Source organism: Streptomyces sp. NPDC056480, assembly GCF_042795405.1.
Taxonomy (GTDB): domain Bacteria; phylum Actinomycetota; class Actinomycetes; order Streptomycetales; family Streptomycetaceae; genus Streptomyces.
This window is the reverse complement of the sequence record NZ_JBHTSA010000017.1, coordinates 52,019-66,227: the sequence shown is the minus strand read 5'-3', so window position 1 is coordinate 66,227 and position 14,209 is coordinate 52,019. Positions and strand designations below refer to the sequence as shown.

At 72.5% G+C, this 14,209-nt stretch carries 12 protein-coding genes; 1 reads left to right on the top strand and 11 read right to left on the bottom strand.

Annotation, left to right across the window (positions count from 1 at the left end):
• Nucleotides 1-18: 18 nt before the first annotated feature.
• The 3 genes from ACFQ79_RS10755 to ACFQ79_RS10745 all read right to left on the bottom strand — a co-directional run bounded on the left by ACFQ79_RS10755 (nucleotide 19) and on the right by ACFQ79_RS10745 (nucleotide 3,903).
• The gene (locus ACFQ79_RS10755; RefSeq protein WP_383581259.1) at nucleotides 19-960 is read right to left on the bottom strand and encodes a hypothetical protein; all 942 of its coding nucleotides are present in this window, start codon (nucleotides 958-960) and stop codon (nucleotides 19-21) included.
• Between the two features lie 37 nt (nucleotides 961-997).
• Nucleotides 998-2,497 (bottom strand): APC family permease, encoded by a 1,500-nt coding sequence (locus ACFQ79_RS10750; protein ID WP_383581256.1) that lies wholly within the window; start codon nucleotides 2,495-2,497, stop codon nucleotides 998-1,000.
• Between the two features lie 263 nt (nucleotides 2,498-2,760).
• Complete coding sequence (locus ACFQ79_RS10745) at nucleotides 2,761-3,903, bottom strand: agmatine/peptidylarginine deiminase (RefSeq protein ID WP_383581253.1); 1,143 nt, start codon at nucleotides 3,901-3,903, stop codon at nucleotides 2,761-2,763.
• A 183-nt stretch (nucleotides 3,904-4,086) separates the two neighbouring features.
• Between ACFQ79_RS10745 and ACFQ79_RS10740 the strand changes: the two genes are divergently transcribed.
• The gene (locus ACFQ79_RS10740; protein ID WP_383581250.1) at nucleotides 4,087-4,725 is read left to right on the top strand and encodes a TetR/AcrR family transcriptional regulator; all 639 of its coding nucleotides are present in this window, start codon (nucleotides 4,087-4,089) and stop codon (nucleotides 4,723-4,725) included.
• A gap of 34 nt (nucleotides 4,726-4,759) precedes the next feature.
• On the opposite strand, the gene ACFQ79_RS10735 is transcribed toward ACFQ79_RS10740, so the two are convergent.
• The 8 genes from ACFQ79_RS10735 to ACFQ79_RS10700 form a co-directional block, all read right to left on the bottom strand.
• Entirely contained in the window at nucleotides 4,760-5,641 is an 882-nt protein-coding gene (locus ACFQ79_RS10735; protein WP_383581247.1) for an ABC transporter ATP-binding protein, read from the bottom strand.
• Nucleotides 5,634-6,668, bottom strand: coding sequence for an ABC transporter ATP-binding protein (locus ACFQ79_RS10730; protein WP_383581245.1), 1,035 nt, complete (start codon nucleotides 6,666-6,668; stop codon nucleotides 5,634-5,636). Before ACFQ79_RS10730 ends, ACFQ79_RS10735 begins: the two co-directional genes overlap by 8 nt.
• Nucleotides 6,665-7,519 carry an ABC transporter permease gene (locus ACFQ79_RS10725; RefSeq protein WP_383581243.1) on the bottom strand — a complete coding sequence of 285 codons (855 nt, stop codon included), beginning with the start codon at nucleotides 7,517-7,519 and terminating at the stop codon, nucleotides 6,665-6,667. The genes ACFQ79_RS10730 and ACFQ79_RS10725 overlap by 4 nt, the downstream gene beginning before the upstream one ends.
• Nucleotides 7,516-8,475: an ABC transporter permease gene (locus tag ACFQ79_RS10720; protein WP_383581241.1), complete on the bottom strand. Its 960-nt coding sequence runs from the start codon at nucleotides 8,473-8,475 to the stop codon at nucleotides 7,516-7,518. The genes ACFQ79_RS10725 and ACFQ79_RS10720 overlap by 4 nt, the downstream gene beginning before the upstream one ends.
• A complete protein-coding gene (locus ACFQ79_RS10715; RefSeq protein ID WP_383581239.1) occupies nucleotides 8,472-10,145 on the bottom strand; it encodes an ABC transporter substrate-binding protein in 1,674 nt (557 codons plus the stop codon). The genes ACFQ79_RS10720 and ACFQ79_RS10715 overlap by 4 nt, the downstream gene beginning before the upstream one ends.
• Before the next feature lie 96 nt (nucleotides 10,146-10,241).
• Nucleotides 10,242-11,255, bottom strand: a complete 1,014-nt coding sequence (locus ACFQ79_RS10710) for an agmatine/peptidylarginine deiminase (protein WP_383581237.1) — start codon at nucleotides 11,253-11,255, stop codon at nucleotides 10,242-10,244.
• 440 nt (nucleotides 11,256-11,695) lie between these two features.
• Nucleotides 11,696-12,271: a TetR/AcrR family transcriptional regulator gene (locus tag ACFQ79_RS10705; protein WP_073902004.1), complete on the bottom strand. Its 576-nt coding sequence runs from the start codon at nucleotides 12,269-12,271 to the stop codon at nucleotides 11,696-11,698.
• A 105-nt stretch (nucleotides 12,272-12,376) separates the two neighbouring features.
• The gene (locus tag ACFQ79_RS10700; protein WP_383581235.1) at nucleotides 12,377-14,158 is read right to left on the bottom strand and encodes a serine/threonine-protein kinase; all 1,782 of its coding nucleotides are present in this window, start codon (nucleotides 14,156-14,158) and stop codon (nucleotides 12,377-12,379) included.
• Between the last annotated feature and the right edge of the window lie 51 nt (nucleotides 14,159-14,209).

The following is a 14,209-nucleotide window of genomic DNA, read 5'->3' as shown; positions in this document are numbered from 1 at the left end:
GGCGAGCCCGTTCGGCGTTCACCGTGCGTCCGTCGCTGTCCTGTCGCGCCAGCGGACGAAGAGCTGCTCCGCGTCGCCCGTACAGGACCAGGGCACGTCGGTCGCCCGGTTGCCGAGGAGCCGGAAGACGGCGCCCGCCCGGTCGTCCATTCCGGCCATGACCAGACCGTGCGCCAGATGGTTGAGGTCGGCGACGTCCTGCGCCCCGGGCACCCGGTGGGCGATCCACCGGTCGAGCGCGAGGCGGAGGTCGCCGCGGGGGTGCTCGTCGCTCCAGTGGTGCGTCAGGCCGAGGACCGGCCTCGCCTCCGTCTCCACCCGGTACCGGTAGTGCTCGGCACGGGCGACCTGCGGGAGGATCGCGAGCGGCGATCCGTACGGGGCGGAACTCGCCACGTCCCAGGCGAAGTTGAGGGCCGCACCGTACGAGCCGTGCCAGCGGGCGGACAGATGGCGCAGTGCCTGGTGGTGGGCCTCCCGGTGGTACGGGTCCCGGGCGAGGATCTCCTTCCACCAGGCCGACATGTCGGGGTGCCCGCCGGGGTGGAGTCTGCCGAGGGTGAGCAGCGAGACCCACGGCTGGGGGTCCGCGGGTGCGAGCTCGACCGCGCGGTGGCAGAGCCGGGCGGCGCGCCCCAGCCGCTCGGCGTCGGGGGTCCGCCCGGCCCGGGCCGCGGCGAACATCCGCATCACCTCGGTCTCCGCCCGCAGGACGGCGGCGTCGGGGTTGCCCGGCTCCGACGCCTGCCACAGGTCGACGGTGCGTCTCCCCGCCGCGGCGTCGGCCAGCAGGCGGATGCGGTGCGCCCTCCCGTCCCAGTCGCCGGGCCTCCGTTCGAGCAGGTCGCGGGCGCCTTCCCAGCGGCCGAGGAGCATGTCCTCACGGCCCTCGGCGAGTGCCCGGTCACCGAAGGCCGGGTCGTAGACGGGTGCCGGTGTGCGGCGCGGTCGGCCTGCCATGTCGGTTCTCCCTCGTGCGGATACGGGGCGAGGCGGTTCAGAAGTCCGACAGGAGGCTGTCCCGCCGGCCGTCGGCGGGGCCGGTCGTCGGCAGCGCGTCGGTGGTGGCAGCGTCCGCCGTGCCCGTGCCGTTCGGGTGGAGCGGCCTCGGGCGGAAGAAGGACCGCTCGCCCCGGAGCCACGCGACGCCCAGCGGAATCAGCCCGACGGCCAGCGCGCCGAGGCCGATGGCCAGTTGCGTCCCGGACAGCGTCCGGACGGAGGCGGCGAGGACCCAGACGTTGAAGGCCACGCCGAGGAGCGGCCACACCGCCAGGAGGAGCAGGTTGCCGGCGGAGGCGAACAGCACCCGGCGGAAGGCCACGGCGACGGCGATGCCGGCCAGCGCGTAGGAGAAGGCGATGAGGAGGCCGATGCCCTGGAGCGCGTCGTCGAGGATGCCGACCCCGGGGTCGATGAGCACCACGAGCGTCAGGGTCGTCACCGTGACCGCGCAGACGGCCAGCGTGGATGCCACGGGGGTCCTCCGCCGGGGGTGGACGCGGCCGAGGAACGGGGGGACCGTACGGTCCCGGCCCATGGCGAAGAGCGTGCGGGTCGCCTGGAGGAGGGTGGTCTCCAGGGTGGCGGCCATGGACAGCGGTACGGCGAGGACGAGCAGGGTGCCGCCCACCCCGGGCCAGGCCGCCTCCCCGAGCCGGAGCAGGAAGCTTCCGTCCGTCGTCACGGCGTCGGGTCCGAGGAGCACGCTCGCGCCGACGGTCAGGGTGAGGAGCGTGGCGGCGACGACCAGGAGGCCGATGAGACCGCCGAGTCCGGAGCCGCCCCGGCCGCCGCGGGTCTCCTCGCTGAGGTTCGCCGTCACGTCCCAGCCCCAGTACAGGGCGCCCACGATCAGGGCGCCGGCGGTGAAGGAGTGGGTGGAGTCGAAGTGCTCGAAGCCGAACCAGGAGAGGGAGAACGTCGCCGCGTGGACGTCCCGCGTCAGCGCGGCGAGGGCCACGGCGATCAGGAGGGTCAGCTGGACTCCGAGAGCGACGGCCCGCGCCCCGGCGGCGATCCGGGCACCCGATGCGACGAGGGCGGCCATCAGGAGGAACAGGCCGAGGCCGACGCCGGTGGCCAGGATGCCGTTTCCGGCCAGGTCCTCGTCGAAGAGGGACAGGGTGGCCCTGCCGGCGGGGGTCGTGGAGGCGATGACGAAGAGGGTGGTCGCGGCGACCACGGCCCATCCGCTGAGGAAGCCGAGGACCGGGTGCAGGGTCCGGGCGACCCAGGAGTACGTGCCGCCGGCGTTGACGTCGAGCCGTCCCAGGTGCCGGAAGGCCAGGGCGATGCCGACCATGGGGATCGCGCCGTAGAGCAGGGCGGCGGGGGCGGCCGGGCCGACCGCCGCGATGAGCGCGGGAATCAGCGCGACGGCGGTGTACGCCGGTCCGCAGCCCGCGACCGCCATGACCACGGAGTCGAACGTCCCGAGGGCTCCGGCCCTGAGTCCGCCCTCGCCGTTGCTGTTGTTGCCGAACCGGTCGATCACCCGTGCGCCTTTCCTCAGCTGTGCCGGCGAGCGGTCGCCGGTCGGTCGGTCCGTCGGTCCGTCGGCCGGAACGTCGGTCGGTCCGTCGACCGGAACGTCGGTCGGGCCGGTCCGTCGGTCCGGTCCGTCAGCCGGCCCGTCGGCCGGAACGTCGGTCGGTCGGGATGTCCGGTCGGGGCGGGCGGGGTTCGCCCCGATCCGACCGGACTCCCGCCAGGGTCTCCGCGGGCCTGCTCCGGCCCTCGGTCGCCGTGCCCCGCTCGCTAGCGGACGGGCTGCTGCTGGGTGACGCAGTGGATGCCGCCGCCACCGGTGCCGAGGCGGTCGATGTTCAGCTGCTCGATGACCCGGTCGGGGTAGAGGTTCTGCAGGGTCGCCTTCGCCGCCTGGTCCGCGCGGGTGTCGCCGAAGTGGGCACTGATGACGGCGCCGTTGCAGAGGTAGAAGTTGGCGTACGAGGCGAGGAACTCCGGGTTGGCGGAGCGGATCTTGTTGTAGTCCGGGCCCTGGAGCCGCATCGTGTCCATCGGGACGCCGCTGGAGGTCGTCGAGGCGGACAGGATGCTGAACTGCTGGCGCGCGTCCCGGGCGTAGGCGTCGTTGTCGGACGCGAGCGGCATCTGGACGAGGGCCTCGCCGGGGGCGAGGAAGCGGGACGTGGCGTCGACGTGGTCGTCGGTGATGTCCTGGCCCTTGACGCCGTCGAACCAGATGACCTTGGAGGCGCCGTACGCGGCGCACATGACCGCCTCCAGCTGCCGCTCCGTCCTCCCGGGGTTGCGGTTGCGGTTCACGAGGCTGCTGCGGGTGGCCATGAGGGTGCCGGCTCCGTCCTGCTCGATGGCTCCGCCCTCACCGACCATGTCCGCGTAGGTGATCGGCACGCCCGCGTACGACGCGACGCGTCCGGCGACGAGGGCGTCCTTGGCGTGGGTCTGCTTGTTGCCCCAGCCGTTGAAGTTGAGGCCGATCGCGTCGAGGCCGCCGGCCCCGTCGGTACGGAAGACGGGCCCGGAGTCGCGCATCCAGCAGTCGTCGACGGGGATGCTGCTGATGACGGTGACCGTGGAGCCGCACAGCTGGCGGGCCTTGGCGGCGCTGCCCGAGTTGGCGCACATCACGACGGGCTCGTACTTCGCGACGGTGCGGGCGATCAGGGCGATGTCCGCCTGGACGCCGCTCAGCTTGTTGCCCCAGATCGACGTGCTGTCCGGCCAGGCCATCCACGTACGGGTGTGGCGGACGTCCTCGACCGGGACCCGGAAGGTGCCCGCGGCCGTGGCGGCCCCGGCCTGGAAGCGGGTCGTGGCGAGGGCGGCGCCGGCGGCGGTCAGACCGGCCGCGGCGAGGAATCCGCGGCGGCTCAGGGCGCTGCGTGCGTGTCGGCTGGATTCGGGACGGCTCACTTGTGCCTCCTGCTTGAACTCCCCGCGGAGGGTCCGCGGTTGGCCAGAAATGTAAAACTGACCGAGCGCTCGGTCAATATTGTGCGCAGCATTCCCCGGAACCGCTGGAGCTCGTCCCTCACCGGGTGTACGAAGCATCGAAACCCGCAGATGGCGGGCGTGGAGCCTGGTTAGAGTGAGGCCATGGCAGCATCCGCGAAGGACTCTCCGAACCCGACCGCTCCCCCGACCCGCCCGGCCGCACGGTCACGGGCCTCGGTGAAGGGCGAGCAGACCCGGACCCGGTTGATCGCGGCCGCCCGCACCCTGCTCGCGGGCGAGATGAGCGAGCGCTTCACCACGCGCAACGTGGCGGCGCTCTGCGGGGTTTCGCACGGAATGTGCCACTACCACTTCCAGGACAGGACCGACCTGATCCTCGCCGTCGTCGCGGACATCCGCCCCGAGTGGATCTCGCCCCTCGAGGAGGCGGTCGCCGCCCCCGGCACCTTCGCCGAGCGCGCCGAGCGGGTGCTCGACCTGCTCGGCAGGCCGGAGAAGACGGACCTGGCCCACCTCCACTCGGCGCTGCACTGGCACGCGTTGAACGACGACCGGGTCAGGGAGTCCCTGGAGGCGGAGTACCGCCGCTGGCGCGCCTGTTTCGTCGCGCTGTTCCAGGTCCTCGCCGACGAGCGCGGTGGCGGTCTCGACCCCCGGCCGTTGGGCGAGGGCGTCGCCGCGGCCGTCGACGGTCTGGCCGCCGTCGAGTCCCTGGACGCCGATGTCGACGCCGGGGCGGTCCTCCGGACCCTCGTCCACACGCTCGCCGCCGGCGTCTGAGGCGGCCCGGCCGCCCTCGGCGCCGGCCGCCGCCCTACAGCGCCCGGCGGGCGGCCGCGATCCGCTCCGGGTCCCAGCCGGGGCGCGGCACGGACTCCAGGAGCAGCCGGGTGTACGGATGCTGCGGCGCGGCGAGCACCTCCGCGGTCCGCCCCGCCTCGACGACCGCGCCGTGCCGCATGACGATGACGTCGTCGGTGACGCACCGGACCACGCCGAGGTCATGGGTGATGAAGAGGTAGCCGATCGAGGTCTGCTCCCGGATGTCGGCGAGCAGATTGAGGATCTGCGCCTGCACGGACACGTCGAGTGCGGCGACCGCCTCGTCCAGGACGAGGACGGCCGGCTCCACGGCGAGGGCCCGGGCGATGGCCACGCGCTGCCGCTGGCCGCCCGAGAGCCGGCGCGGCAGCGCGTCGGCCGCACGCGTCCCGAGACCGACCTGGTCGAGCAGTTCCCGCACCCGCCGGTCATGGTCACGCTCCGGGAAGTGGAGCCGTAGCGTCTCGCGGAGGGCCGCCTCCACGCTGGTCCGCGGATCGAGGGACTGGAGGGGGTCCTGGAAGACCATCTGGACCTCGCGGGCGCGGGCGAGGCGCTGTGCGCGGCCGCGGCGTCGCTCGGTCCGGGACCGGCCCCGTACGTACACCTCGCCCTCGTCCGCCCGCTCCAGGCCGACGACGATCCGGGCCGTCGTGGTCTTGCCCGAGCCGGACTCCCCCACGATGCCCAGGGACCCGCCGTGCGGCAGCGTGAAGGACACGTCGTCGACGGCCCGTACGGCTCCGTAGCTCCGGCGCAGGCCCTGGACGACCAGGACGTCGTCGGCGTTCTCGCCGTACCGGGCGTCTCCGGTGTCCTCCGTCGTGGCCCCGGCGCTCACCGCGTCCTCGGCGGTCTCGGTGTTGTCAGGCATCGACGGCGCTCCCTTCGAGCCGGTCGCTGTGGTGACAGGCGGCCTGGTGTCCCGGCCGGCCCGGGGCGGGCAGCGACACCGGGGCCTGCTGGTCGCAGAGTTCGGTGGCGAGGGCGCAGCGGGCGGCGAAGGCGCAGCCGGTGAGCGTCACCCGCAGGTCGGGCGGCTGCCCGTCGATGGCGGCGAGCCGTCCCCGCGGGTTCTCCAGGCGGGGGGTGGAGGCCAGGAGCGCCGCCGTGTAGGGGTGGCGGGGCCGCGCGAAGATCTCCTCGGCCGGTCCGCTCTCGGCGATCCGCCCGGCGTACATCACGTACACGCGGTCGCTGATGGCGGCCGCGAGGTCGAGATCGTGGGTGACGAACAGCAGCCCGGTGCCGAACCGCTCGCGCAGCCTGCCGAGGAGGGCGATGACCTCGGCCTGGGTGGTGACGTCCAGGGCGGTCGTCGGCTCGTCGGCGAGCAGCAGGGCCGGGTCGCCCATCAACGCGGCCGCGATCATGACGCGTTGCAGCATGCCGCCGGACACCTGGCTGGGGTACTTGGCGAGCGCCGTGGCGTCCAGGCCCACCGCTTCGAGGAGTTCGACGGCGCACGCGGTGGCCTGCGCGGCGGTCATCGTCCGGGTCGCGCGGACGCTCTCGGTGAGGAAGTCGCCGATGCGCCGGAGCGGGTTGATGGCCGCCCGCGGGTCCTGGAAGACCATGGCCACGGTGCCGGTGCGCAGGGCGCGCAGCCGGTCGGCGTCGAGGGTGAGGACGTCCTGGCCGTCGACGAGGACGGTGCCCTCGGTGACGGCGCCCGGCGGCAGCAGGCGCAGGGCGCTGCGTGAGGTGAGGCTCTTCCCGGAGCCGGACTCGCCGACGAGCGCGACGGTCTCCCCGGTGGCGACGGTGAGGTCGATCCCATCGAGGACGGGTCGGGCCGTGCCGGGCAGGGCGATGCGGAGCCCCCGGATGTCGAGGGCCGGCCTGTCGGAGGTGCCCGCCGGGTCGTCGGGCGTGTTCACCGGCCTGTCGGATGTGTTCATCGGTCTCTCCTGGCGACGCGGTCGGCCCAGCGCTCTCCGACCACGTTGAACGCGACGACGGTGAGCACGATGAGGACACTGGGCAGGATCGCGGACAGCGGGTAGCCCTGCTGGACGGCCGTCTGCCCGTCGAAGACCATGCGACCCCAGTCGGGGGTGAGCGCCGGTACGCCCAGGCCGAGGAAGGAGAGGCCGGCGAGGTCCATGAGGGCGTAGCCGAAGTTGATGGTGGACTGGGCGAGGACGATGGGGGCGATGTTGGGGAGGATGTGGCGCAGGCAGATCTGCAGGGCCGAGTGGCCCTGGACCAGATAGGCGCTGACGTACGGACGCTCGCGCTCGGCGAGGACCAGCGAGCGCGTCAGCCTGCTGACGTAGGGCAGGTAGGCGAGGGCGAGGGCGATGACCGGGGCCAGGAGCCCCTCGCCGTAGATCGAGATGATCAGGATCGCGAGCAGCATCCCGGGGAACGCGAAGACGAGTTCGGTGCTGCGGGAGAGGACCGAGTCGAGCCAGCCGCCCCGCCAGGCCGCGGCCGTGCCGACCACGACTCCGGCGAGGGTGGAGAAGAGGACCACGCCGAGGGGGCCGAGCAGCGAGGTGCGGGCGCCGAGGAGCAACCGGGAGAAGGTGTCGCGGCCCGCCGCGTCCACGCCGAGGAGGTGCTCGGCGGAGGGCCCGGCGAGCGCGTTGCCGAGGTCGACGGCGTTGGGGTCGTACGGCGCGGCGAGGGAGGCGAGGAGCGCCCCCGCGACGACGAGGACGACGAACCCCAGACAGACGAGGTGGAGCGGCGACCGGGCCGTACGGATCTTGGCGAGGCCGGGCCGGCGGGTGAGGACGGCGGTCATGCGGAGGAGCTCCTCGATCCGAGGGTGATCCGCGGGTCGACCAGCGGGAGCAGCAGGTCGACGATGAGGTTCACGATCATGAACAGGGCGACGATGATCAGCGAGATGGCCTGGACGGTCGGGAAGTCCTTGGTGGTCGTGGACAGTTCGAGGAGCTGCCCGATACCGCCGATGCTGAACGCGGTCTCGACGAGGATCGTGCAGACGAGCAGGGTCGAGACGATCAGTCCGCCGGTGGTCAGGACGGTGCCGAGGGAGTTGCGGAACACATGGCGGCGGATCACCTGGCGCTCCGGGACGCCCCGGCTGCGGGCCACGGTGACGTGCTCGCTGTCGAGGGCCTCCAGCATCGCCGAGCGGGTGACCCGGGCGAGCATGCCGATCAGATAGAGCGCGAGCGCGATCGCCGGCAGGGTCAGGTGCCAGACGGTGTCGAGGAAGCCGTCTCCGGCGCCGCCGCTCGGGAACCAGCCGAGTTTCACCGCGAACAGGGCCTGGAGCAGGACGGCCGCGACGAACGACGGGGTGCCGACGGCGAACGTGGTGGTGACCAGGACGGCCGAGTCGGTCGCCCCGCCGCGTACGGCGGAGACCCAGCCGAGCACCAGGCCGATGACCACGACCACGATCAGGGCCATCGTGATCAGGAGCAGCGTGGTCGGCAGCCGGTCGGCGAGGAGCCGGGACACGTCGACGCGGTACGTGATGGACCGCCCGAAGTCTCCCTGGACCATGTCCCCGAGCCAGCTGAGGTAGCGGACGAGGAAGGGGTCGTCCAGGTGGTACTGGGCGTTGATCGCGGCGAGCGCCTCCGGCGAGGCCGAGCGGCCCGAGAGCAGGAAGCTCGCGGGGCTGCCCGGCGCCAGGTACATCGCGCCGAAGACCACGAACGACGCCACGAGGAGGGTGACGGCCATCTCCGTCACCCGTCGGACGGCGAATCTCGCGAAGTTCACGGCGCGGCCCCCACGTCGGCGGCCCACGGGTAGTACATGTACGAGATGGTGGTGGGAGCGCCGGTGATCCTCTTGTTGAGGAAGACGGCGGTGGGCCATTCGGCGACCGGGATCCACAGCAGGTTCTCGACGGCGTGCTTCTGCAGCTCCGACTCGATCGCCAGGCGCTTGTCCGGGTCGTACTCGGCGGTCGCCCGTGCGACTCCCGCGTCGTACGCCTCGTCGCTGTACCCGGCGAAGTTCATGTAGGCGCCGGTCTTGAAGTTCTGCAGCAGGTCGAGCGGGTCGGTGATCGAGTCGTAGTAGGTGAGCGGGAACATGTCGATGCCCTCGCGCGCCTCGGGGTCGGTGAAGAGGGCGGTGAACGCGTTGGGCGCGATGGTCTTGAGCCGGATGTCGAGACCGATCTCGGCACCGGCGGCCTGCACGGCGGTGGCGAGCAGGGAGACGTCCTGGCCGATGGAGCTGGTGGCGACGGTGAGGGTCTTCCCGGTGGCACCCGCCTCCTCGACCAGTGCCTTGGCCTTCGCGATCTCGGGCGTGATCCGCGGGAGGCCGTCGAGGGCGGTCTTCCTGGTCTGCTCCGAGCCGGCCGCCCAGGCGGCACGGGTGGTGAGCGAGTTCGTGACGGTGCCCGCGCCGCCGAGTCCCGCCTTCACGAAGCCGGAGCGGTCCAGGGCGAGGGAGAGAGCGCGGCGGACGCGGACGTCGCCGAGCGGGCCCTTCATGTTCGTGATGTTGACGTTGACGGTGCTGAGTCCCTCGCCGAAGTAGAGGGTGCCGACGCCGCTGCCCTTGAGCCGGCCGTAGCTCTCCGTCGGGATGAGGTAGCCGCCGTCGGCCTCACCGCTGAGCATGGCGTTCGTACGGGCGGACGGGTCGGTCATGAACCGGAAGACGACCTTGCCGGACCTGGCCTTCTTCCCCCAGTAGCCGTCGAAGCGGTCGAGTTCGACGGACTGCCCCTTGTTCCAGGTGCCGAGGGAGAACGGTCCGGTGCAGGCGAGTCCGCCCGAGGTGCCGTAGTTCTTGCCGGCCGCCTCGACCCCGGCCTTGGAGGCGACCACACCGGCGGCGGTCGCCATGTACTGGGGGAACTGGGAGTCGGGCTTCTTGAGCTTGACGGTGACCTGGAGCGGGCCGGTCTTCCGTATGGAGGCGACGTTCTCGAAGTTCTGCGCCCAGGCCGCCGCGTTGGCCGGGTCCCGCTGCCGGCCGAGGCTGAACACGACGTCGTCGGCGCTCATGGTCCGGCCGTCGTGGAAGCGCACCCCGCTCCGCAGGTCGTACACCCAGGTGGTCGGGTCGGGGTTGGACGCCTTCTCGGCGAGCCCCGGTTCGAGGGTGAGGCCCGGCGTCCAGCGCATCAGGCTCTCGCAGACGTTGGAGAGGATCGTGTTCTGCGGGTAGTCGAACGCCACGGTGTAGTCGAGCGTCGGCGGTTCGGCGTACACGGCCCACGTGAAGGAGTCGATGTCGCCCTTGGCGACGGGCGTGGTCTTCGAGAGGGTGACACCGCCGGCGCTCGCCCCGTTCTTGGGCGGTCCCGAGCAGGACACGACGAGGGCGGCCGTCGTCAGGAGGGCGGCGGCCGCGGCGCGGCGGCGGCCGGACGGACGGCCCCGTGAGACGCTGCCGCGTCTGCCGGTGCGGGGTACGGGTGTGGTCATCGTCGCGCTCTCTTTCCGTACGGGCTGTGCGTACGCGATGGGGGAGGCTGCCGGACCGCGGGGACGGTCCGGCAGGAGCGATCGGTCCGGTCCGGGTTACGCGAGGGGGCGGGCGACGGGGATCTGCTGGGTGATGCAGTGCACTCCCCCGCCACCGAACGCGATCGCGAGCGCCTGCACGCCGACCACCTTGCGGCCGGGGTAGGCCTCGGCGATCACCGCGAGCGCGTCGTCGTCCTGGGGCAGGCCCGCCACGGGGACGACGACGCCGCCGTTGGCGACGTAGTAGTTCAGGTACGACACCTCGATCTCGCCGTCGGCCACGTCGGCGAACGCCGCCTGCGGCACGTCGACGATCTCGAGCGACCGGCCCCGGGCGTCGGTGGTGACCTCCAGGACCGCGCGGTTGGCACGCATCCGGGCGTAGTCGGGGTGCGTGGGGTCCTCGGGCAGCGAGACGACGACCTTGCCGGGAGCGGCGAAGGCGCAGACGCCGTCGACGTGACCGTCCGTCTCCGTGTCCAGGAGACCTCCGTACGGCAGCCATACAACCTTGGTGACGCCGAGCCGGGATTTCAGCTCGGCCTCGATCTCGTCCCGGTTCATGCCGGGGTTCCTGTTGGGGTGCAGCAGGCACTGCTCGGTCGTGATCAGCGTGCCCTCGCCGTCGACCGTGATCGCCCCGCCCTCCAGGATCATGTCGGAGGCGATGCGGTCGACGCCGAGGTGTTCCAGGAGCAGACCGCTGATCCGGTCGTCGGAGTCGTACGGGTGGTGCTTGCGGCCCCAGGCGTTGAAGCGGAAGTCGACGCCGGCGCGGCGCCCGTCGCCGTCGAGCACGAACAGCGGGGCGGAGTCGCGGAACCAGGAGTCGTCCACGGGAAGCTCCACGACGGTGATCCCGCTGCCGCAGTGGGCGCGGGCGTCGTCGCCGTGGCCGAGCGGGGCGACCATCGTCACCGGCTCGAACTCGGCGATGGCCCTGGCGACGTTCGCGTACTCCTCCTTGACGTCGTTCAGCACACTGCCCCAGAGGTCGGGGCGGGTGGGCCAGGCCATCAGGCAGCCCTCGTGCTCGGCCCACTCGGCAGGCATACGGAATGCGGTCATTCGAGAACTCTCTTCTCTCGCCAGAGATACCGGTCGGTGGCGGAAGGGCGACGCAAGGCCGGATCAAGCCACGGACAAGTACGTGGTGGGTGGAATCTTCTCCTCGACTGAAATTTCAGTCAAGAGAGAATTCAAGGGTCGTTCACGCGGAAGCGGAACGGTTCGGAGCAGAGGAACAGCGGATCGGCGGATCAGCGGTGGATCAGGGGGAGCGGAGGCCGCCTGGACGCGGAGGAAGTGGAGACGCTCAGGTCACCCGGCCCGAGGGCCGAGGAGGACCTCGGCAGCCGTGGAGGCCGGCGGTACGGATGCGCGAGCAGTCCGTTCTCGGCGATGCCATCACTGTGGCATTGACTGAAAAAACAGTCAATGCCTGAGAAACAAACGCTCCTGAGCGGCAACACGAAGGGCGCGGAGGCGCATGTGGTCGCGCCCCTGGCTCAGCGGAGCGCGGCCAGCTCCGCCTCGACGGCGCCGAGCAGCAACGCGCGCGCGTGGTCGATCTTGATCCCGCCGCCGAGCCAGCGCATGCTCAGCCCTTCCAGGAGGGCGGTGAGCCGCTCCCCCGCGGCGGCCAGCGCCGACGCGGACGCCATGGGCTGCACCTGACCGAGCAGCACGGCCACGTCCTGGGCCCACATCAGGGTGGCCCGGGCGAGGTCCTCGCGGAGCAGCTCGTCGAAAACGGCACTCGCCCTCAACTCGCCCCAGGCCGCGCTGTTCTCCCGGACCTCGACGGTGTCCTGGAGCTCCAGGAGGAGCGTTCCCTCGAGTTCCTCGCGCGGGCTCGGCGGCGGGGCGTCCGGGTCGCGGTCGCTCGTATAGCGCTCGGCGCGCTGACTGATGAACTCCAGCGTGTGCCGCAGGATCCCGGAGCGGTCCTTGAAGTAGTAGTAGATCAGGGCCGTGGAGACGCCGGCCTCCGCCGCGAGTTCCTCCACCCGCAGCCCGCGGATCCCGCGACGGGCGATGACCCGCGCTGCCGCTTCGAGGATCTGAGTACTACGAGATGCCATGGCCGAACCCTACCTGTCGGTGATCGGGCCGGACCCGCGGCCCAGGGGCGGCCGGCCGGCCGCAGCCCCGCCCGCCGCCGGCGGCGGCGGGCACGGATCCCGGCGTCATCCGTCGCGCCGATGCTGGTCGACGACGACGCTCACGGACCCGCCGTCCTCGGCGACTTCGACCAGGCGCGCGATCACGATCTCCTTCTGGTCCGCGCTGCGCACGCAGAAGGGCCGTTCGTCGGCGAGTTCCGCGAAGGGCAGCGTCGTCACCGGTTCCGACTCGATGCCGCGCACGCAGTCGGCCGGGCTCAGCCCGTCCCCGGTCGCGATGAAGGCGTCGCTCTCCTCCGGCAGGACGAACGCCTGGTCCGTGCGGGCGAGATACCAGGCGGCGGTCGACTCGGGAACGACCTTGCCCGCCTTGAGATCGAACTCGTACGAGGTGTCGGGCGAGGTGAGCTCGACGCCCGCGTAACCGGCCGTATAGGACGTGGCGCCGGACGGCTTCGGCGCACCGCTGGAAGGCTGCACCGTGACGGGCGGCCGTGCCGAGGGTTCGCCGGTGGCACCGGCCGGGTCCGGCCCCTCCTCCGGCGGGGGGTCGAGATAGTAGACGGCCGCCCCGCCCACGACGAGCGCGAGCAGGGCCACGAGGCCCGTGAGCAGCAGTCGGCCACCACGGCGGGGCGCCCTGCGCGAGGGGGCGTGCGCCCGGCCACCGGTGGGGAGCGCCTCCGGTCCACCGGGGGGATTCGCCGGAGCGGCACCGGTGCCGCCGACGGCACCCGTGCCGGCGGAGAAGCCCATGGCGGCCGAGGAGCCCGTACCAGCGGAGAAGCCCACACCGGCGGAGGAACCCGCACCCGCGGAGGAGCCCGGACCGCCGACGGCGCCCGTCCCCGCGCCGGCCCCCGGGTGGGGACCCCGTGAGGAGAACGCCGTGGCCGTGACGGTGGGCTGCACGTGGGGCGGCGGCGTCGGTCCCACGCCGTGGCCCGCGATGTCGGCGCTGACGGGGTGGGGAAGCCAGTCGTCGGCGAACTCCGGGCGCGGGCCCACGGCGGGATGGGCGTGTACGGCCGCGATCAGTTCGGCGGTCGAGGGGCGGTCCTCCGGGCGCTTGGCCAGACAGCGTCCGAGCAGGTCACGCAGGGCGGCCGGAACGGCAGCCAGGTCGGGTGCCTCGTGGACCACGCGGTACAGCGCGGCCGATTCCGGCCCGCTCCCGAAGGGCGGCGCGCCGCCCGAGACGTACACGGCGAGCGCGCCGAGCGCGAACACGTCGGTGGCCGACGTCGCCTGGAGCCCCAGTGCCTGCTCGGGCGCCATGAAGGCGGCGGTGCCGACCCGCAGTCCCGCCCCGGTCAGCGCGGTGGCGTCGGCCGCGCGCGCGATCCCGAAGTCGATCACCCGCGGTCCGTCCGCGGCGATCAGCACGTTGGCGGGCTTGAGGTCCCGGTGGACGACACCGACGCCGTGGATCCCCTGCAGCGCCTCGGCGATGCCGGCCACCAGCAGCAGGACCGTGCGCACCGGCAGCGGGCCGTGCCGCTGGACCACCTGCTGGAGGGTGGGTCCCGGGACGTACGCCGTCGCCAGCCAGGGCGTACGGGCGTCCACGCCGTAGTCGACCACCTGGGCGGTGAACAGGCCGTGGATCCGCCGGGCGCTGGCCACCTCCTGGGCGAAGCGCTCGCGGAACTCGGGGTCCGCGGCGAACTCGGCCCGCACCGCCTTCAGGGCGATCGGACGCCCTCCGGGGGTGTACGCCAGGTACACGACGCCCATGCCGCCCGCGCCGAGACGCGCGTGAAGGCGGTAGCCGCCGATCTCGCGGGGGTCGTCGTCGGACAGAGCCGTATGGGCGGGCTGTACACCGGGAAGCTGAGCGGACATGCGGTGGCTCTTTCGGCAGGTGGAACGGAGCGACGAGCGCCGCTCCCCGGC

Excerpts from the sequence above, each read along its gene's own strand:
- ACFQ79_RS10755 (WP_383581259.1), bottom strand. The coding sequence starts at position 960 with ATGGCAGGCCGACCGCGCCGCACACCGGCACCCGTCTACGACCCGGCC.
- ACFQ79_RS10740 (WP_383581250.1), top strand. The coding sequence starts at position 4,087 with ATGGCAGCATCCGCGAAGGACTCTCCGAACCCGACCGCTCCCCCGACC.
- ACFQ79_RS10735 (WP_383581247.1), bottom strand. The coding sequence starts at position 5,641 with ATGCCTGACAACACCGAGACCGCCGAGGACGCGGTGAGCGCCGGGGCC.
- ACFQ79_RS10730 (WP_383581245.1), bottom strand. The coding sequence starts at position 6,668 with ATGAACACATCCGACAGGCCGGTGAACACGCCCGACGACCCGGCGGGC.
- ACFQ79_RS10725 (WP_383581243.1), bottom strand. The coding sequence starts at position 7,519 with ATGACCGCCGTCCTCACCCGCCGGCCCGGCCTCGCCAAGATCCGTACG.
- ACFQ79_RS10715 (WP_383581239.1), bottom strand. The coding sequence starts at position 10,145 with ATGACCACACCCGTACCCCGCACCGGCAGACGCGGCAGCGTCTCACGG.
- ACFQ79_RS10710 (WP_383581237.1), bottom strand. The coding sequence starts at position 11,255 with ATGACCGCATTCCGTATGCCTGCCGAGTGGGCCGAGCACGAGGGCTGC.
- ACFQ79_RS10705 (WP_073902004.1), bottom strand. The coding sequence starts at position 12,271 with ATGGCATCTCGTAGTACTCAGATCCTCGAAGCGGCAGCGCGGGTCATC.
- ACFQ79_RS10700 (WP_383581235.1), bottom strand. The coding sequence starts at position 14,158 with ATGTCCGCTCAGCTTCCCGGTGTACAGCCCGCCCATACGGCTCTGTCC.